General features: G+C 54.5%; 17 protein-coding genes. 8 read left to right on the top strand and 9 right to left on the bottom strand.

What is annotated here, in order from left to right:
- Positions 1-54: 54 nt before the first annotated feature.
- From cshA to AC6CHQ_RS13830, 3 genes are all read right to left on the bottom strand, one after another.
- On the bottom strand, positions 55-1503 hold the full coding sequence (gene cshA, locus AC6CHQ_RS13840; protein WP_092055423.1) for a degradosome RNA helicase CshA: 1449 nt from the start codon (positions 1501-1503) through the stop codon (positions 55-57).
- Between the two features lie 315 nt (positions 1504-1818).
- A complete protein-coding gene (locus AC6CHQ_RS13835; RefSeq protein ID WP_251239458.1) occupies positions 1819-3195 on the bottom strand; it encodes a UDP-N-acetylmuramoyl-tripeptide--D-alanyl-D-alanine ligase in 1377 nt (458 codons plus the stop codon).
- Between the two features lie 12 nt (positions 3196-3207).
- Entirely contained in the window at positions 3208-4290 is a 1083-nt protein-coding gene (locus AC6CHQ_RS13830) for a D-alanine--D-alanine ligase (RefSeq protein ID WP_092055415.1), read from the bottom strand.
- Between the two features lie 223 nt (positions 4291-4513).
- Between AC6CHQ_RS13830 and AC6CHQ_RS13825 the strand changes: the two genes are divergently transcribed.
- Positions 4514-5698: an FtsW/RodA/SpoVE family cell cycle protein gene (locus tag AC6CHQ_RS13825; RefSeq protein ID WP_498081836.1), complete on the top strand. Its 1185-nt coding sequence runs from the start codon at positions 4514-4516 to the stop codon at positions 5696-5698.
- Between the two features lie 51 nt (positions 5699-5749).
- Here AC6CHQ_RS13825 and AC6CHQ_RS13820 read toward each other — a convergent pair whose 3' ends face one another.
- On the bottom strand, positions 5750-5887 hold the full coding sequence (locus tag AC6CHQ_RS13820) for an Lmo0850 family protein (protein ID WP_177168400.1): 138 nt from the start codon (positions 5885-5887) through the stop codon (positions 5750-5752).
- 261 nt (positions 5888-6148) lie between these two features.
- Between AC6CHQ_RS13820 and AC6CHQ_RS13815 the strand changes: the two genes are divergently transcribed.
- From AC6CHQ_RS13815 to AC6CHQ_RS13805, 3 genes are all read left to right on the top strand, one after another.
- Complete coding sequence (locus AC6CHQ_RS13815; RefSeq protein WP_498081843.1) at positions 6149-6457, top strand: metal-sensitive transcriptional regulator; 309 nt, start codon at positions 6149-6151, stop codon at positions 6455-6457.
- 14 nt (positions 6458-6471) lie between these two features.
- Entirely contained in the window at positions 6472-6681 is a 210-nt protein-coding gene (gene copZ / locus AC6CHQ_RS13810; RefSeq protein ID WP_498081835.1) for a copper chaperone CopZ, read from the top strand.
- 280 nt (positions 6682-6961) lie between these two features.
- On the top strand, positions 6962-8128 hold the full coding sequence (locus AC6CHQ_RS13805; RefSeq protein ID WP_092055408.1) for an MFS transporter: 1167 nt from the start codon (positions 6962-6964) through the stop codon (positions 8126-8128).
- Positions 8129-8305: 177 nt separating this feature from the next.
- Here AC6CHQ_RS13805 and AC6CHQ_RS13800 read toward each other — a convergent pair whose 3' ends face one another.
- Positions 8306-9967, bottom strand: coding sequence for a sensor domain-containing protein (locus AC6CHQ_RS13800; RefSeq protein WP_251239460.1), 1662 nt, complete (start codon positions 9965-9967; stop codon positions 8306-8308).
- A 106-nt stretch (positions 9968-10073) separates the two neighbouring features.
- On the bottom strand, positions 10074-11393 hold the full coding sequence (locus AC6CHQ_RS13795; RefSeq protein WP_092055404.1) for an MFS transporter: 1320 nt from the start codon (positions 11391-11393) through the stop codon (positions 10074-10076).
- Positions 11394-11790: 397 nt separating this feature from the next.
- Here AC6CHQ_RS13795 and AC6CHQ_RS13790 point away from each other — a divergent pair, with 397 nt between their 5' ends.
- Positions 11791-13035 (top strand): helix-turn-helix domain-containing protein, encoded by a 1245-nt coding sequence (locus AC6CHQ_RS13790; protein ID WP_177168399.1) that lies wholly within the window; start codon positions 11791-11793, stop codon positions 13033-13035.
- Between the two features lie 42 nt (positions 13036-13077).
- Here AC6CHQ_RS13790 and AC6CHQ_RS13785 read toward each other — a convergent pair whose 3' ends face one another.
- The gene (locus tag AC6CHQ_RS13785; protein ID WP_092055400.1) at positions 13078-14469 is read right to left on the bottom strand and encodes an L-cystine transporter; all 1392 of its coding nucleotides are present in this window, start codon (positions 14467-14469) and stop codon (positions 13078-13080) included.
- A 191-nt stretch (positions 14470-14660) separates the two neighbouring features.
- Between AC6CHQ_RS13785 and cls the strand changes: the two genes are divergently transcribed.
- Positions 14661-16112 (top strand): cardiolipin synthase, encoded by a 1452-nt coding sequence (gene cls, locus AC6CHQ_RS13780; RefSeq protein WP_092055397.1) that lies wholly within the window; start codon positions 14661-14663, stop codon positions 16110-16112.
- 125 nt (positions 16113-16237) lie between these two features.
- On the opposite strand, the gene AC6CHQ_RS13775 is transcribed toward cls, so the two are convergent.
- Positions 16238-17128 carry a M15 family metallopeptidase gene (locus AC6CHQ_RS13775; protein WP_498081834.1) on the bottom strand — a complete coding sequence of 297 codons (891 nt, stop codon included), beginning with the start codon at positions 17126-17128 and terminating at the stop codon, positions 16238-16240.
- Between the two features lie 128 nt (positions 17129-17256).
- Between AC6CHQ_RS13775 and AC6CHQ_RS13770 the strand changes: the two genes are divergently transcribed.
- Together AC6CHQ_RS13770 and AC6CHQ_RS13765 are read left to right on the top strand one after the other, a co-directional pair.
- Positions 17257-18408: an MFS transporter gene (locus tag AC6CHQ_RS13770; RefSeq protein ID WP_498081833.1), complete on the top strand. Its 1152-nt coding sequence runs from the start codon at positions 17257-17259 to the stop codon at positions 18406-18408.
- 154 nt (positions 18409-18562) lie between these two features.
- Complete coding sequence (locus AC6CHQ_RS13765; RefSeq protein ID WP_498081832.1) at positions 18563-18688, top strand: hypothetical protein; 126 nt, start codon at positions 18563-18565, stop codon at positions 18686-18688.
- Positions 18689-18711: 23 nt separating this feature from the next.
- Here AC6CHQ_RS13765 and AC6CHQ_RS13760 read toward each other — a convergent pair whose 3' ends face one another.
- A complete protein-coding gene (locus tag AC6CHQ_RS13760; RefSeq protein ID WP_251239465.1) occupies positions 18712-18963 on the bottom strand; it encodes a hypothetical protein in 252 nt (83 codons plus the stop codon).
- Positions 18964-19020 lie beyond the last annotated feature (57 nt).

Here is a 19020-nt window from a genome sequence, read left to right as displayed (position 1 = left end):
AGAACGCAAAAAAACCCGGAAAGCCTGAACGGCTTTCCGGGTTCTTTAATGTTCTTATCGGTTGCGCGGGCGTCCGCCTGGGCGGCGTCCGTCACGGCGACGGCTGCTGTCGCGGTTGTAGCCGCCACTTCTGCCGGAGCCACTGCGGCCCTTGTAACCGCCGCCGCGGTTTCCACCACGGAACGGAAGCGGTTTTTCTTCGGTGATTTTGACTGGTGTGCCGTCCGGCTCGCGAGTAAGCGATTTGATCGCTGCTGCGATGAGGTCAATGGCATCGTTATCCTGCAGCATTTCTTCTGCGAGGATGCGATAGTCGTTGAGCTCGTTTTTCTCGACGAGTTCCTTCAGCTGGCTGACGGCAAGCTTTTGCTGGCCGGCCAGCGCTTCGTCCTCGGATGGCGGACGAAGTGGCGTCATGCGCTTTTTCGTTGTTTCCTCAACCGTGCGGAGGTAACCCATCTCACGCGGTGTGACGAATGTGACTGCAACCCCGCTCTTGCCTGCACGGCCGGTACGGCCGATGCGGTGGACATAGCTTTCAGGGTCCTGTGGAATGTCGAAGTTGTAGACGTGTGTGACGCCCGAGATATCAAGGCCACGTGCAGCAACGTCAGTCGCAACGAGGATATCGATCTTGCCTTCTTTGAACTGGCGTAGGACCGACAGGCGCTTTGCCTGTGTCAGGTCGCCGTGGATGCCTTCTGCGAGGTATCCGCGGAGGTTGAGTGCTTGTGCCACTTCATCGACGCGGCGCTTTGTGCGGCCGAAGATGATTGCGAGTTCAGGCGTGTGAACGTTCAGCAGGCGTGTGAGGGCATCGAACTTTTCGCGTTCCTGCGCTTTCACGAAGAACTGCTCGATGTTCTCGACCGTCATCTCCTTCGCCTTGACGCGAACTTCTGCAGGCGAGTGCATGTAGCTGTCCGCGATTTTGCGGATCGGGCCAGGCATCGTTGCGGAGAAGAGAAGCGTCTGGCGCTCGGACGGGACGTTCTCGAGGATCGCATTGATGTCCTCGATAAAGCCCATGTTCAGCATTTCATCAGCTTCGTCAAGGACGAGCGTTTCGACGCCGTGAAGCTTCATCGTTCCGCGCTTGATGTGGTCGAGGATCCGGCCTGGCGTACCGACGACGATCTGCGGACGGTTGCGCAGCGCGCGGATCTGGCGGCCGATTTCCTGTCCGCCGTAGACGGAGAGGATGCGTGCGCGCTTGCCGTAGCCGATTCGGTAGATCTCTTCAGAGACCTGAATCGCAAGTTCACGCGTCGGTGCGATGATCAGAGCCTGGATGTCCGGGTTCTGTGTATCGATCTTCTCGATGATCGGAACGCCGAATGCGGTCGTCTTGCCCGTACCTGTCTGTGCCTGGCCGATAACGTCCTTGCCGCCGAGAGCGAGCGGAATCGTTTCTTCCTGGATTGCTGTCGCCTCTTCAAACCCCATGCGTTCGAGTGAAAGCTGTGTAGTGTCGCTGATGTTCAGTTCAGAAAACTTTGTCAAATGTGTCAATCTCCTTATCCTTCATGTGATCATTGGATCCATTTTCAAATGAAGTCCGGCATGCCGTGCCGTTTCGGAGTTTTTCAGTGTTGTCCGCCGTTCCGTCCTGGCGGGCAGTGCGCTCGAAAAGTTCCGGTTGCTGCCGGGCGGTCCGACCGGAGAGGAACACGCCCTTCAACCGAACCGTTTCAAAAAAAACAACTCTTCCTCAATATGCGAAGAGTTCCCGTTCAAATGTATCCAATAGTTAGCAGTATAACACGGCACGGCTCTTCTTGCAATGAAACCGGCGCGGGCAAGTGCCCGCGGGTTCATTTATAGATTGTCCGCAAGCTCACCGATGATACGCTCCAATGCCATCCCTCGCGAGCCTTTCAGCAAAATCAGCGGAGCATGTTCCAGCCGCTCATGCAATTTGGCAGTGATCGGATACAGGTCTTCTCCGCTCCAGACAAGCCGGTCCGCCGGGAACTTCCCTTCCAGCTTCCGGTACAGGTGCTCCATCCTCGGCCCGAAAAGACATACCCCGTCAAAGTCTGCAGGATCCAGCTCTCCCTCAAGCCCTTCATGCGCCGGCACTTCCAAAACACCGAGCTCGAGCATATCGCCAAGGACTGCCCACTTTTCGTCACGGAGCTTCGAGTCCCGCACAAATCCAAGTGCAGCACGCACGGAAGTAGGCGCCGCATTATAGGCATCGTTGATGAAAAGCGATCCATGCGGCCCTTCCACTGTCTGCATGCGCATGCCGGTCAGCTCGACCTGCTTCAGCGCCTCTCTGATCTGGTCTTCTGAAAGGCCCGCTTCCTTCCCTATCAGAATGGCTGCGAGAGCGTTTTTCGCCTGGTGGGCGCCAAGGACGGAAATCATAAACTCTCCCTCAATGATCCCCTCTGTACGGAAGATGCTGCCCGCTTCCGACGGTTCGACCGACAATAGACGGAGGCCACACGCTTCCCCTTTCCCGAACGGCACGGCCGTGTTTTCCGGGAGCTTTTCGGCATGTGGAACGAGCAGCGGCTCGTCGCCGTCGTAGAACAATCTCCCGCCTGTCAGAAGGCCGTCAGTGATTTCCGACTTCGCCTCAGCGATGCCTTCACGAGAACCGAGGTCCTGCATATGCGCCTCGCCGATGTTTGTGATGACCGCATACTTAGGCCGTGCAAGCTCAGAAAGGAACGAAATCTCGCCAAAGCCGCTCATGCCCATCTCAAGCACCGCGTATTCGGTATCCTCGGGAAGAGACAGGATTGTCAGAGGGAGGCCAAGCTGATTGTTGTAGTTCCCTTCTGTCTTGCGGACACGGAAATACGGCGACAGCGTGCCGGCGACCAGGTCCTTCGTGGATGTCTTGCCATTGGAGCCGGTGATGCCGATAAAGACGGCTTCCAGTTCATCGCGGTAGCGGCGCGCCATCTGCTGAAGCGCCTGTTCGGGATCTTCGACGAACAGCACCGGAAGGTCTTCCGGTGCACCGTCCACGCCTTTTTGCCAGAGAGTGGCCGCAGCCCCCTTTTCGAATGCCTGCCGTACAAACCGGTGGCCATCTGCCTGTTCTCCTTTAAAAGGGATGAACAGGTCGCCTTTGTTCAAAGTACGGGTATCGATCGAAACGCCCGTCACGGCCGCATCGCCGTTTTCAACGGCCGGCAGTCCGAGCCAGTGCGCAATCTCATTCAATGTTCGTTTCATAAAAGGCTTCCCTCAATCTCTGTTCATATTCAGCAACTGTTTTTCCTGATAGCGTTCAAGCGCCAGACGGATCAGTTCCTCAAGCAGTTCCGGATAGGTCATGCCGGAATTCTGCCAGAGGAGGGGAAACATGCTGGTCGGTGTAAAACCTGGCATCGTGTTGACTTCATTGATGAGGACGCCGCCCTCTTTCGTAAGGAAAAAGTCCGCGCGCACGAGCCCTGAACAGTCAAGTACTTTAAACGCGGCCTTTGCTGCCCGCTCCATCTCTTCAGCCGCCTCTTCCGGAACATCTGCCGGGATGGTCAGCACGGTGTTGCCGTCCATGTATTTTGAATCATAATCATAAAAATCGGAGGCGGAGCTGATTTCACCCACAACCGAGCATTTCGGTTCATCGTTGCCGAGCAGGCCCATTTCGATCTCGCGTGCGTCGACACCCTGCTCGATGATGACTTTGCGGTCATAGCGCAGCGCTTCCTCAATTGCTCCGATGAGGCTTTCACGGTCAGATGCTTTCGAGATGCCGACACTTGAGCCAAGGTTTGCCGGCTTGACGAATACCGGCCAGCCAAGCATTTCTTCTGACTCCCTGAGTATACCGTCCCGGTTTTTGTTCCATTCGCTGCGGATAAAGTGGACATACGGCACCTGGTTCAGCCCGGCCTGGGCGAACAGCTGCTTCATGACGACTTTATCCATGCCGGCCGAAGAGGCAAGCACCCCGTTACCGACATACGGAAGATCAAGGACTTCCAGGAGGCCCTGCACGGTGCCGTCTTCACCGTTCGGTCCGTGAAGGAGCGGGATGACGACAGGCGGTGCATCGGGCGTCTGCCCTGCAAGAGCGGCAATGCCATCCGTCAGACGGTCCGGCGCGTTTGTGCCGTTTTCCCCGATCATCAGGTCGGTGACATTTTCGGCCGGTGCTTCAAGGAGCGGACCCGGACGCCATTCACCGTCCGGCGTGATGAATACCGGCGTGATGTCATAACGCCCAAAATCAAGTGCATGGGTGACGGCGCGGGCTGTCGAAAGCGATACTTCATGCTCCGCGGATTTGCCCCCGTATAGAAGAAAGATACGATTTTTCATGGTTAACCTCCATGTCTTGGATACTATCAGTGTAGCATGATGAGGCCATCCCGTTACAGCAGGCCAAGGAAAAAAACTCCTGCAATCGGACGATGAAACATTTTCCAGCTTGCTGCGTCCTTTAGTGACGGAAGTCAGACAGGCAATCGGCATCCGCTTGCGGTATAATGGAGCGTATTGCCGTAACCTTTCTGTGAATCTTTGAAACGACCGGGTGATCATCATGAAACTGAATAATCGGCCGTCAGACCGCTTCGACTGGACGCTGGCTTTTATCCTGCTGCTTTTTCTTATCGTGAGCACAGTTGCCATCGCATCGGCGCAGACGACCGGCCAATATAATATTAATTTTGTCCCATCCCAGATCCAATGGTATGTCGTCGGGGCCGCCATCATCGCCGTGATGATGTATTTTGATCCCGAGCAGTACAAAAAGGCGGCCTGGATCATCTACGGAGGCGGGGTATTCCTCCTGTTCATGCTCTTTATCCTGCCCGAAGGGATGGAACTTGTCGCACGGCGGAATAACGCGAAAAGCTGGTTCCACCTGCCGGGACTCGGCAGCATCCAGCCCGCGGAATTCATGAAGACCTTCTATATCATCGGGGCTGCACGTCTCATCACGGTGCACAACGAAAACAACCTGAACCGCACACCGCAGACTGACCTGTTACTGCTCGCCAAGATCATGGGCCTCCTGATCGTTCCGCTGTTCTTCATCATGAAACAGCCGGACCTCGGGACCGCCCTCGTCTTTATCGCGATTACCGCAGCGCTGATCCTCGTTTCCGGCATCACCTGGAAAATCATCGTCCCCCTGTATGCGGGAACCGCTGCATTCGGCGCGATCCTGATCTGGATGGCCGTCTACATGCAGGATTTTCTCGTGAAGACGTTCGGATTCAGCGCGTACCAGTTTGCCAGGATCTACTCCTGGCTGGATCCGTACGCCTATCCGTCCGATGAAGGCCGCCACCTGATCACATCACTGAATGCGATCGGTTCCGGCATGATCGGAGGAAAGGGCTTCCAGGGCCGTGAAGTGTACGTCCCGGAAGCCCATACGGATTTTATCTTCGCAATCATCGGCGAGGACTGGGGATTCATCGGTGCAAGCCTCGTCATCAGTCTGTACTTTGTCCTGATCTACCACCTGACCCGGACGACGCTCCAGCTGAAGGACCCGTTTTCTACGTATGTGTGTACGGGCATCATTGCCATGATCACGTTCCACGTGTTCCAAAACGTCGGCATGACGATCCAGCTTCTGCCTATCACAGGAATTCCGCTTCCGCTCATCAGTTATGGCGGGAGTTCCATCATGGGCAACATGCTCGCCCTGGGACTCGTCTTCAGCATGAAGTTCCACCACAGGACTTATATGTTCTCGGCTGATCCGGAAGAATAAGGTACAAAAAGCTCCCGCCTCTCATCACTGAGGCGGGAGCTTTTATGAAGCTTAGGTCGTGGGTGCCTGGGAGCCAGAGGGCGGCGCAAGAGCTTTCAGCAAATCGAGGCGCGACTTGGTCAGCGTCACGGGAATGCCTAATGCTGTTATCCGCTCTGCGATCGTCTTGACGTCCTGTTTCTGGGCCATCCGTTCCACCTCTTCCTTCCTTCAATATGACGCGGCAACCGGGGGAAAGTTGCTTTAAAAATGGATGATGCCGAACGTTCTATATACACATCCTTACTATACCACCGGCCCACTGTCTCAAATCTTTCAATCCTGTTACAATTGTTGCCTTTAAGTAAATAATTTATTCTGAATAAACGGAGGTTAAATTGTTTGTTCGCATACCCCTTGTTGGTATAATAAAAACAGCAAAGGAGGCGGTGCCCATTGACGACCGAGCCAATGGAAATTCCAGTTCAGGACGAGTCCTGCCGGAAAAGCCACCAGACGCCGGAGGTAAAGAAAAACCTCGCCACCCGGCTTAACCGGATCGAAGGCCAGGTGCGCGGCATCCGCGGGATGATCGAGCGGGATGTGTACTGCGACGATGTAATCACCCAGCTCGCGGCGACCCAGGCTGCGCTCAACAGCGTCGCACGGATCCTCCTTGACGGACACCTGAAAGGGTGTGTCCGCGACCGGCTGCTTGAAGGCGACGACGAAGTGCTTGATGAACTGACCGTCACCATCCAAAAACTGATGAGAAAATAAGGAGGAGATCCATGATGGCAACCAATCTTGTACTGCAGGTGGAAGGCATGAGCTGCAACCACTGTGTGAACTCTGTTGAAAATGCGGTCCGCGGACTAAACGGCGCGGATGCCGTGAAGGTCAACCTTGAAGCGGGCACCGTGGAAGTCGCCTATAATGAAGACATTGTAAACGACCAGCAGATCAAGGACGCAATCGAAGAACAGGGCTACGACGTAAAGTAACAAACGGTTTATGGACTGGATGAAATGGAAAGCCGCTCTCCGATTAGAGGGTGGCTTTTTTGAGGTATGCAGAGGCGTCGCTTATGCAATCCACTCTCTCCCTCTGATTCATCACTTTCAGCACTCCATTCGTCATTTTCAGCATCCCTTTCGTCACTTTCAAAATTCCAATTATCACATTCGCCAATCTATGCGCCGATGCCGCCTTTATTTGTCACTCCCCCACTCTGCGGAGTAGAATGGACGCATCACATGTTTTTCCTGAAAGCGGGTCATCTTGATGAAAAAATCAATTCTCCTACTCATGTCCGTCCAGTTTTTCGTCTATCTGGGATTCGGAATCATCATCCCGGTGCTGCCCGAGGTTGTCGTGGCGCAGGGTTTTGATGAGATGCATGTCGGCGGTCTCCTGACCGTCTATGCGCTGGCATCTTTTTTTACCGCTCCGCTTTGGGGGGCATATTCCGACCGGACCGGCCGCAAGAAGCTGATTGCAATCGGGCTCGCCGGCTTCAGCCTGAGCTTTTTCCTGTTTGCGGCGTTTACCGATTCCCTTGCGCTGATGTACCTGTCCAGAGTGATCGGCGGACTGTTCTCTGGTGCGCTTTACACTGCAGTCACCGGCTTTGTCGCTGACCTGACAGATGAGGAGAACCGCAACAAGTACATGGGACTCCTCGGCATGTCGATCGGCCTCGGCTTTATCTTTGGTCCGGCAATCGGCGGAATCCTTGGTGACATCCGCCTGTCGCTTCCATTTACCGCTTCGGGCATCCTTGTCCTGATCCTGCTCGTTTACGCCATGGCTGTCCTGAAGGAGCCGGAACGAAAGGGCGAAGCGAAAAAGCGCGCGATTGTTCCAGAAGGGGCAAGCCGGCTTTGGGGCTACCGCGTACGCTACCTGTTCCTGATGTCGTTCATGGTGACCTTCCTCCTCGCCGGCATCGAAGCGACGTTCCAGCTTTTCCAGATTCACAAGATCGAAATCACACCGAAACAGATCGGTTACTTGTTCCTCTTTAGCGGTCTGGTCGATGCGGCTATCCAGGGAGGCGTCGTCCGCCGGGTCAAGGACGGCATGGAAACAAAGGTCATCATGATTGCCCAGATCATTACCGCTGCAGGGCTTGTCCTTCTGGTATTCACAGGCAGCCTGTTCTGGGCGGGGCTCTCCCTCTGTGTGTTCACGGCCGGGAATGCACTTGCGCGCACGGTCCTTGTGTCACTCACCACGAAGGAATCTGGCGGCCGATACGGTACCGCCGCCGGCATGAGCTACTCCATGGATAACGTGGGACGCATCGCGGGACCGCTCCTTTTCACTTGGCTGTTCACTCAGATGCCGGACGGCGTCTACTGGATTTCTGCCGCACTTGCCGTACTCTCAGTGGCGCTGATCGTCCTTTACAGGAAATCAGGGAAATCATTGCGGGAATCTGCCGCCTGATATTTGAAAGCCGCTCCGGATTTTTCCGGAGCGGCTTTTTCTGATTGTGGCTGCGTTGCGCCGGACTATCGGACTCTCGCTATAATTGCTTGGACTCCCATTAGTTCCACTTGGACACTCGTTGCCGCTGCCTGGCCTTTCGGCAACCTGGCCTGGTCTTTCGTTGCCGGACAGCTCTCACTCCACAATCCGGTACCGGTTCGGGCCTTCCTGCTTGGCCTCGTACATGGCCCGGTCTGCGAGCTTCAGCAGAACATCGGTGGTGGTGCGGCCCGGAGCGGCAAAGGCGATGCCGATGCTGGTGCTGACAGGAATCACATGCCCGCCGGCGACGATCGGCTCCTTGAGGGCAGCGATGATGCGGCCGGCAAGCATTTCGGCTTGCGCGTGGGTCGAGCAGTCCGCAATGAGGATGACAAACTCGTCACCGCCGAAGCGGGCCGCCAGGACATGGTCTGCCGCATCTTCAATGCGGTGGCTAAATGCACGGATCACATCATCCCCGACGCTGTGGCCCCAAGTGTCGTTGACCTTCTTGAAGCGGTCAAGGTCCATCAGGGCGACGGCGAATGGACGGCCCGTCCGGTGATACTCGTTCACCCGATCCTCCAACCGGTTCAGGAACAGTCGCCGGTTCGGCAGGCCGGTCAGCTGGTCATGATAAGCATAATGCTCGAGGCGCTCTTCCTCCGCTTTCTGCCTGCTGATGTCCCGGACGACGATGACCATATGCAGGAATTCACCGTCCGGTCCGCGGACGGGGGACGCATTGAGTTCGGACCAGATCCAATCCCCGTTCTTATGGAGAACCCGGAGACGAATGCGGAAGATATGACGGCCTTCAAGAATTTCTTTATATCCCCTGACCAAATCCGGGAAGTCATCCGGATGGATCAGATCCTCCGTAGCTTTTCCGACGACATCGTCCACTTCGTAACCGTATTGGGGCTTTGCGGACGGCGAGGCGTACAACAGCCGCCAACTGCCGTCGATTGTGACGATGACGTCTCTCACGTTATCGGCAATAATCTTAAACTGGTTCTGGCTTTCCAGATAAAGATCAGCCAATTTGTCGAGTTCACGCATATCCTTCAAGTTTGCATAATAGCCGATCGGCTTTCCATCACGGTCAATCGGTGTGAACTTCAGCAGGCAGCCCACTAGCCCGCCATTTTCGGTCATGACATTGACCCGCACATCCTGAAGCCGGCCATCTGCCGCCAGACTAAAAGCCGCTTCTGCCATGCAGCGATCCTGCTCCGGAATAAGACCGGAAAATAATTTGCCGTCAAGGGCTTCGCTTGAAAGCCCTAAAAGTCGGAGAGCTGCCGTATTTGCCTCAATGATCACACCTGCCGGATCAAGTTCCAGTACGGCGTCGCCATTATTCTCGAATAGTGCCCGGAAGCGGGAAGTGCTTTCCTCAAGGCGGCGGATCATCCCCCGCCGCATGAACTCCCCTTGTTTCCTGCCCGTGATATCCTTGGCGAGCACAGCGATATAACGAACATCCCTTTCTTCGGGTAGCGGCGTCAATGTCACTTCCGTAAACCATTCAGCTCCGTCCGGAGTATAAAAGTGATCTTCATAGACCGCCTGCCCTCCGCTCTCGGCAACTTCCCTATAACGCTCTGTGAGAAGCCCACCGACTTGATCGCCAAGCACGTCACGGACATTGCTGCCGATAGCCTCTTCTCCGAAGCCAAAGTTTTCACGGGCGGGTCGATTGATCCACTCAAACTTGAACTCTCCGTTGCGCTTCCCGCTTACAACAAACAGCATCTCGCCGAGCCCATCCGATAATACCCGTTCCAGTAAGCCAAGGCCTTCCATCTTCATTGATGATCCCCCATCCGAGTCACTTCTTTGGGTTCATTATAGAGGAAAATCTTGCTAGTAAGAAACCGGACGGGCTTCATCACCCGTCCGGCACTCTGATTCGTGTCTATTTTGTTGCAGGGGCCGGGTTCTTCGGACCTCCGGGGCGCTTCCGGACAAGTTCAGGATGCGCTTTCCGCACCACAGACGGACGCGCCAGGGTCAAGACAACAACGATCAGCACGGCCGCTGACACCATGAGGATCCACTCTGCCGGAAGCAGATCGTACAGAAAACCGTACAGTACAGTCCCGAGTGGCATAAGGGCCATCGCCATCGTTTCCAGGATGGCGAAAACCCGACCTTTGTAGTCGTCATCCACACGCTTTTGCATCATGACCTGGATCGGTGTGTTGACGAGAATCATGACCAGCCCGAAAGCGAACATGACCGTCGCATAGAAAATGAAAAGCGCCATATACGGGAGGCTTACCATCAGCGGAAGAGCGACTGACGCCATAATCAGCCCCATCGTGACAATGCCCCACTTGGAGACGAGAAGCGGATACTTCACTTCTTTCCTGACACTCAGGTATACCGACATGAGGAGCATTCCGACCGCAAAAGCCCCTTCCGTCAGGCCGAAGTGCTCTGAAGCCATTTTCATCTTTTCGATGAGGATGTAAGAATAGCCGACCTGAAAAGCTCCGAACAGGAAGTTGATGAACAGCGAGATCCAGATGATGGACATGATGATCGGCTGTGTCTTCAAGTAGTCCAGGCCGGCCTTCATGCTCTGCAGGAGCTTCTCATTCACATGGCCTTCTCCGGTCTCCTCCCCGGCATCCGCCTTGCGGTTAAACAGGCGGAAATTCATCGTCGCCTCCAAAAGGAGCGCTACGGCTTCCGCCGCCATGAAAAGGATGAGGAACAGGTTCATCGAAACCGTACCGTACAGCAGCCCGCCCACCGCAGGCGCTCCGATGGCGGCAATTGAAATCGACATCTGGTTCAGCGACATCGCTTTCTGGATACGCGCCTCATCGACCAGTCCGGTGATCGCCGCGGAAAACGCGACTCCGGAAAACGATGCCGCCAGCGAGATGACGGCAGTCGTAGCATAGATTGCGGGAAGCGAAAGTCCATATGTCATGCTGACCGCAAGCAATCCACCGACAGACAGCACAATTGCCCCCTGGGCCGTCAGGACGATTGTTTTCTTCGGCCAGCGGTCTGCGGCATAGCCGGCAAACGGTGCTGCGATCGTACGCGGAAGGATGCTGCAAATCAGGTTCATCGCAAAGCTCGTCGCAGATCCTGTGAGCTGGAGGATGTAAAAACTGATGGCAAACGTATAGACCTGGGCACCAAATGCCGATATCAGCTTACTCGCCATGAACGTCCAGATGTGATAGGTAGCGCGGCGGAGTTTCACTGCCTGTTCCATAATTTTCGCTCCTCACTATAATCATTAACTAAATCATAGCACCACGTTTTTCCTGAAACAAGAAAAAGTTAAATCTAATTAAACTTACACAACAAAAAAATAAACTTACATCCAACGTCGTGGTTTCAACACTTCCGCACCTGACTTATCCATCTCATAGTAGGACGGTTTGATTACGGGTTTTACATATGTGTTTTGCTGTCCGGATGTTAAAATGAATTTGCTTGCAAGAACCCTTAAGAAAAGTGAAGTTGCCTGGCGCAGACTCATGGAATGTTCTATGCTGTTCTCCTCCTTGTTTAATCTTATTAAACAAAATATAACATGCCTCCTCTTCACAAGCAAGCATTTGTTTAATACAATTAAACTATGCACGATGATTGGAGGTGTTCCCTTTTTGGATACATTGGGTGAACGAATTCGCCGGCTGCGAAAAAACCGTAAGATGACCCTGCAGGAACTGGCCGGCGACAAAATGTCGAAGGGGATGCTTTCCCTGATTGAAAACAACAAGGCCAAGCCCTCGATGGAGAGCCTGACACATATTGCTGCCCAGCTGAACGTATCCCCCTCCGACCTGCTTGAGGAAAGCAGCCGTGAAGAACTGAAGGGGCTGTTGGACCAGGCAGAGGAATATGCTTCGGTCAGGCTGATTGATGAGGGGGCGAAGGAAGCCAGACAACGCCTCGTAAATCTCGTCAGACCACATATCGGCCAAATGGGAGAAGGATACGAATCCGGCAGGCTGCTGGAAATGTACGGGCGGTCCCTCCATTACCTGGAGGAAGACGGATGGGAAGAACCGATCGACCGGGCAGCCGCCATCTATGATTCGCTGAACATCATCCCGAGACGCGCCGCAATCGGAATGTTCCGCGCCCAGGTGCACTTTACGGAGCGTGACTATGATCGTGCGCTCGGGGTGATGCTCAAAGAACGGAAAGCCATCGAAGAAAGGAGACTGTTCATCGAACCGATGACCCGTCTTGACTTTGATTACCTCCAGGCCGTCCTTCTATATGCAGTCGGCCAAACGGAAGAAGCGATGTCGGTCATGGAAAGCGCCCTTGCGTTTTCCCGGGAAAATGATCTCTACTACCATATGAGTGACTGGTACCGCCTGGCTTCGGTCCATGCGCTGATGGCAGGCATGGATGATGAATATGGACACTACCGAAAAAAGCTTCGCCAATACGCAGAGTTTGCTGATGATAAGGAAGCCGGCGGTTTTCTGGCGTTTCTCGATGTTCATGAACTGAACTCTTTCCGTAACGACCATGCCTCAGCACACCTTCAAATCATGGATTGGCCGGAGGATAAGGTTGCCGCCCTGTCGGACCCTCTCCACTCGCCTTATCTTTCACTTGAAGTCGGAAAGGCACTATCCGGACTAGGCCACCACCAGGAAGCGCTCGAGGCGTTTGAACGTGCACTCGTCCCGCGGGAGTACATCCATCACCCGATCGACCTGTCGATTTTCATGGAGGGGGAAGCCTATAAAGCAGAATCCCTCTGGGCAACAGGTAAAACGGGTGAAGCGCTGGACCTGATCCGTGATGTCCATGAGCGTATCGCTTCCCTTCCCGGGACTCCATACAAAGACCGGGTGGAGCAGATACATAAAAAGCTGAACAGCCTATAAAAAAGATGCCGCCCCTTTAAACGGGACGGCATTTTCTTCGGTTTAAGCATCAATTGGCTGTGTGCGGATATCACCGTTATAAACGTCCCGATCGACTTCCTTGTTCACGGATGCAGCGGTGACGCCTGCCGTCATTGAACCGCTGACGTTAAGGGCAGTGCGGCCCATGTCGATGAGCGGTTCAACAGAGATGAGCACACCGGCCAGAGCGACAGGCAGGTTCATGGCCGAGAGGACGAGTATGGCGGCAAAGGTCGCGCCTCCGCCTACGCCTGCCACACCAAACGAGCTGATCGCGACTACGACAATCAGTGTCGCGATGAAGCCCGGATCAAGCGGATTAATGCCGACGGACGGCGCGATCATGACCGCCAGCATAGCAGGATAAATGCCCGCGCAGCCGTTTTGGCCGATTGACAGCCCGAACGATCCGGCAAAGTTTGCGGTCGCGTCCGGAAGGCCCAGGCGGTCCGTCTGTGTTTTGATGTTGAGCGGCAGCGTACCCGCGCTGGAACGGGAAGTAAACGCGAAAAGAAGCGTCTCCGATGTTTTTTTCAGGTACGTGATCGGGTTCAGGCCGTTGAGTGTGATGATCACCAGATGAATCAGGAACATGATGATCAGCGCCACGTAAGAAGCAATGACGAACTTACCCAGGTTGGCGATCGCCCCAAAATCAGAGGTGGCAACCGTGCGCGCCATGATCGCCAGGATGCCGTACGGTGTCAGGCGAAGGATCAGTTTCACGACACGCATGACAAGCGCATAGATTGCATCGATCCCCTTTTTCACCATCGCCGCATTTTCAGGCTCTTTTCTTCCGATTCCGAGATAGGCGACACCTAGGAATGCGGCGAAAATGACGACTCCGATTGTCGAAGTCGGACGTGCACCCGTCAGGTCAAGAAACGGGTTGGCCGGGATCAGCTCGGTAATCTGCCGGGGAAGGGTCTTGTCGGCCACTTCCGCCGAACGCTCCTCAAGCGCAGCTCCGCGCTCCATTTCCGCCGTGCCCTGTACGAGCTCGGACGCATCCAGATTAAAGGCAACTGCAGAACCGATGCCGATCGCTGCGGCAAGCGCAGTCGTTCCGACCAGCATACCGAGGATAAGCCCCGCGTTTTTTCCGAAGTTTTTACCGGTCGACACTTTAGTGAATGCGGCAAGAATTGAGATAAAGACAAGCGGCATGACAATCATCTGCAGAAAGCGGACATATCCCGAGCCGATGATGTTGAACCAGTCAACGGAATCGGCCAGCACTCCGGATTCCGTACCGTAGATAAGATTGAGTGCCAGACCGAACAAAATCCCGAGACCGAGACCCGCAAAAACACGGTTCGAGAACGAGACATGCCGGCGCTGCATATAAAACAGGACCCCGACGAGAACGAGCAAGGCGGCGACATTGATGACAACCAGCCAGGTATTCATGATCATTCCTCCATTATGATGATTTCCTCCGGAGAGGAATGGTTTGATTTGAAAAAACACAAGCAACAGAATATAACCTTTAAACCTATAAGTCAAGTAGGTATTATCAGTATCACCCCCCCTCTATTCGTGTTTTCGGCAGGCTAACGGTATACTGTCCTTAGACAGATCATACGCAACTGGAGGTTTTCATGGCACAGTTCATCACGTACACGACGGTCGCGATCTTTATCCTGAACATCTTCCTCGCGATTGCCCTGATCTTCCTTGAGCGGCGCGATGCGACATCAACCTGGGCATGGCTGCTGGTCCTGTTCTTCATTCCTGTCTTAGGATTCTTCATTTACCTGACGTTCGGCAGGCAGCTGCGAAAAAAACAGCTGTTCCGCTGGGAAGACAGGAACAAAATCGGGATCGAGCAACTCGTCAATTACCAGATCGAGGCGATTGAAGACGGCACCTTCGACTTCAGGCTGGATGATACCGCCCACTATCAAGATATGGTCTACCTACACTTGCGGAACAACCATGCCCTCCTGACCCAGGACAACAATATGGAAATCTTCAACGACGGGGGCAAGAAATTCGAAGCGTTGCTGGATGACCTGGAAAACGCCAAAGACCACATCCATATCCAATACTATATTTTCCGGCTCGATAATCTGGGACAGCGTATTTTGGATATTCTCATCCGGAAAGCGAAAAGCGGTGTCAGGGTACGGGTGCTCTTCGATGATATCGGTTCACGCGGATTGAGGAAGCGCCACTTCCGGGAGCTGACCGCAGCCGGCGGTGAGGTCGAAGCGTTTTTCCCGGCAATCCTTCCGCTCATCAATCCCCGGATGAACTACCGGAATCACCGGAAAATCGCCATCATTGACGGGCGCGTCGGCTATGTGGGCGGATTCAACGTCGGTGATGAATACCTCGGCCTCAACCGCAGATTCGGCTACTGGCGTGACACACACCTGCGGATCGAAGGCAGCGCCGTCCATCCTCTCCAGACACGCTTTATCCTGGACTGGAACCAGGCATCCGCCTCCCACGACATCGAGTATCACGAGCGCTATTTCCCGGCCATTCCCCGGAAAGGTTCCGTCGGGATGCAGATCGTCTCGAGCGGCCCGGACGAACAGTGGGAGCAGATTAAGGACGGCTACTTGAAGATGATCCATCTGGCGAAAAAGTACATCTATATCCAGACTCCTTATTTCATACCTGATGCCAGCTTCCTCGATGCACTGCGGATCGCCTGTTTGTCGGGCATCGATGTACGCATCATGATTCCGAACAAGCCGGACCACATGTTTGTCTATTGGGCGACGTATTCCCATGTGGGCATCCTTCTGCGGGCAGGGGCAAAAGTCTATATTTATGAAAATGGGTTCATCCATGCCAAAATGATCGTCGTCGACGACGAAGTGGCGACGGTCGGCACCGCCAACATCGACGTCCGCAGCTTCAAGCTGAATTTTGAAATCAACGCTTTCATCTATGACCGGGAAAAATCCCATGAGCTGGCGGAGCTGTTTGAACAGGATATGCGGCTTTCAACGGAATTGACCTTGGAAGCCTACCAGAACCGGACCACCAATATCCGATTCAAGGAGTCCGTCTCCCGGCTCCTGTCCCCGATCTTATGAACCAATGAAAAAGCCCTCCCGCACGGAGAAAAACGTGCGGGAGGGCTTTCGATTATAATGAGATTTTCCATTCGGGCCGCAGTACTCCAATTCACACCCTCTTACTCCAAGTCAGGCGGCCGCCCTCATTTCTCGGGCTCCGCTGGTTCTCCTTGGCTGTCCGGAACCAGCAGATATTCCTCCAAGGTGATGCCCTTTGAGTGGATCCTACCGGCAACTTCTTTCCCGACATAGCGGTAGTGCCACGATTCGTGCATATAACCGGTGATGTCTTCCTTGCCTTCGGGATAGCGGAGGATGAAGCCGAACCTGTGTGCATTGGCAAGCAGCCACTGCCCGGCAGGTGTATCCCCAAATGATTCACGGGCATAGTGCTCAGGCTGCGTCGCCTCTCCGATGTCGAAAGCAAATCCTGTCTGATGTTCTGAATAGCCGGGGCGCGCGCTGTAGCGGTCCGCTGCCTCTGCTCCGTCGCGTTCCACATACCGATCATACAATTCCTGCTGCCGTTCATAGGTCCTGAATGTACTGAAGGCGTCCAGATCAAAACCTTCCACGAACGCCGCCGCGGCCATTTCTTCGAATGCTTCACGCGCATCCGGATTTTCGCCGGGCGCGAAGTCGGCCGGAAGCGGGTACTTTTTGTTGGCCAGCAGGATGCCGCCGATATAGGTCGGCTCCGCCGGCAGCTCCAGTCCCTCCACATATTCGCCGATGCCGGCAAGCGGGTCGGCTTGAGGTTCCGGCGTGCCGCCTGCAGGCAGCGGATCGGCCTCAGGATTCTCTTCTTCGGCTGCGTTCCCTCCGCTGGCCGGTTCTTCCGTCCCGGCCGGGCCCGCCTCCTCATCCTGTACAGGCGTTTCTCCGCCAAGTGCCCCTTTGATCCGCCCTGCATCCCATCCGTTCATGCCGGCAAAGATTACTGCTCCTCCGACCAGCAGAGCGACTGCAGCGAGAACGGCGACCCAGACGCTTTTCCCCTCACGCTTCTGCTTCCGTACATTCATTCTGCTCATTCTTGGTGACCCTTCTTTCATGAAATTTCCATTGGTCTATCGTACCATACCAACCCGCATTCCGCGCCTTTATCCGGTGTGCTATGATTCTTTTGTGACAAATCTATTACTTGCGGAGGAACCTTATAATGAACTCACGCTGGCTATCCCTGAATTTCTTCGCGTTCTTTTTTACGTGGGGCATTTTCCTCCCCTATTGGACGGGCTGGCTCGTTTCCGCAAAGGGCCTGACCGTCTTTGAAGCAGGTGCGATCATGGGGGCAGGGATGTTCATCCGGGCGTTTTCAACCCTTTTCCTGTTCCCTGCAGCAGCGCAGCGCTTCCCGATCACCGGAGTGATGAAAGCGGGTGTCGTCCTTTCCTTTATCATCGCGCTGCTTTACATCCCGTCCGGATCCTACACGGCGATTCTCGTCATTACCTGCATGTTTAATGTTGTGTACCCGAATCTGCTTCCCGCAATGGAAACCAGCGCTTCCGTCCTGATCCAAAAAGACAACATCAACTACAGCCGCAGCCGGGCTTTCGGCTCTGCGGGCTATATGGTTGCCGTGCTCATCATCGGCGCGGTCACCGCCCTGTTCGGCAATGAAGCGATTCTCTGGACGATGTTCGCCGGACTTTTGTTTATGCTTGCCGCCCAATACACAGCTGTCCCCGCATCTCTCAGCCGCGATGAACCCGGGAAGCCGGCGGGAAAGCGGTCCGGCGCTTTTCGTGAACTGATCCGCGGACGAGGCTTTCTGACGGTACTGGTTGTCTCAGTCCTGTTGCAGGGGTCCCACGCAGCCTACTATAACTATGGGTTCGTCTATTTGGAGGACCTTGGTGTCGCAAGCTTTACAATCGGCCTCGTGCTGAATGTCGCCATCCTTTTCGAAATCCTGTTCTTCGGCGTCGCGGACCGCCTGTTCGGAAAAATGACCGCATCACGGATGTTCCTTCTGGCCGCTGCAGGCTCGACACTCCGCTGGGTGCTGATCTTCCTTGTGCCGACGGTATGGATGTTCACGCTTACCCAGGTCCTGCACGCTGCCTCTTTCGGCATTGCACATGTGGCCTTTATCCGGTACATTTCCGAGAAGCTTCCGACCCGTCTGATCGCGCCTGCACAGGCATTGTATGCGGCATTTGCAATGAGCCTGAGCACTGCATTTCTGACCCTTCTCGGCGGGGCCCTGTACGAGGTGAAGCCGGGCCTGTCATTCCTCAGCATGGTCATCTGTACGGTTCCGGCCGCCCTGATCGTTTATGCAACCAGAAAGAGGCACGCTTATTAAGGCACCAGGAGCCGGCATTAGCTCTCCCCGTAAACGGCAAGCGACGATTATTAATCGTTCCAATTGATACTAAAGTACTATTTTTGTGAAATACGGACAAATGCCCAGACAATTGTCCGTATAGTTTTGCAAACGAGGACAAAGGGGCATACATATGAAACCAATCTCGATCCAAGACATTCTTCAACTCATGGAAAAGCTGGATGCTTTGCTTGCAGAACAGGAAAACCTTGTCCATAAGATAGGCATAAAAGCAGAAAACGCGCTCGGTCAAAAATGACCGGCGCGTTTTTTCATGATCGGTCAAATAAAGAGCATGACCGCCAGAACGATGAACAGCAGACCGAAAAAACCGGCAAGCAGGTTCATCCACTTCGCTTCTCTCATCATGCCCCGCTCCCTGAAACCCGCAGCACGCGCTGTATTGGTCAGGACAAACAGGAGCGCCATCGACAGCGCCGCAGCATGCATTGCCTGCCGTACAATAAAGACCAGAGTCAGTATAAAGACTACCGCGATGCCGATTCCAAATAACCACCGCTTATTCTTGGACATCCCCCTCATCTCCTTTTCCTCAGTTGGTCATAAGCAGAAAAACGGCAGTGCCCAGGC

This window comes from Bhargavaea sp. GQ12, assembly GCF_059758705.1.
The sequence above is the reverse complement of the archived record's forward strand: the minus strand, read 5'-3'. Positions and strand labels throughout refer to the sequence as shown.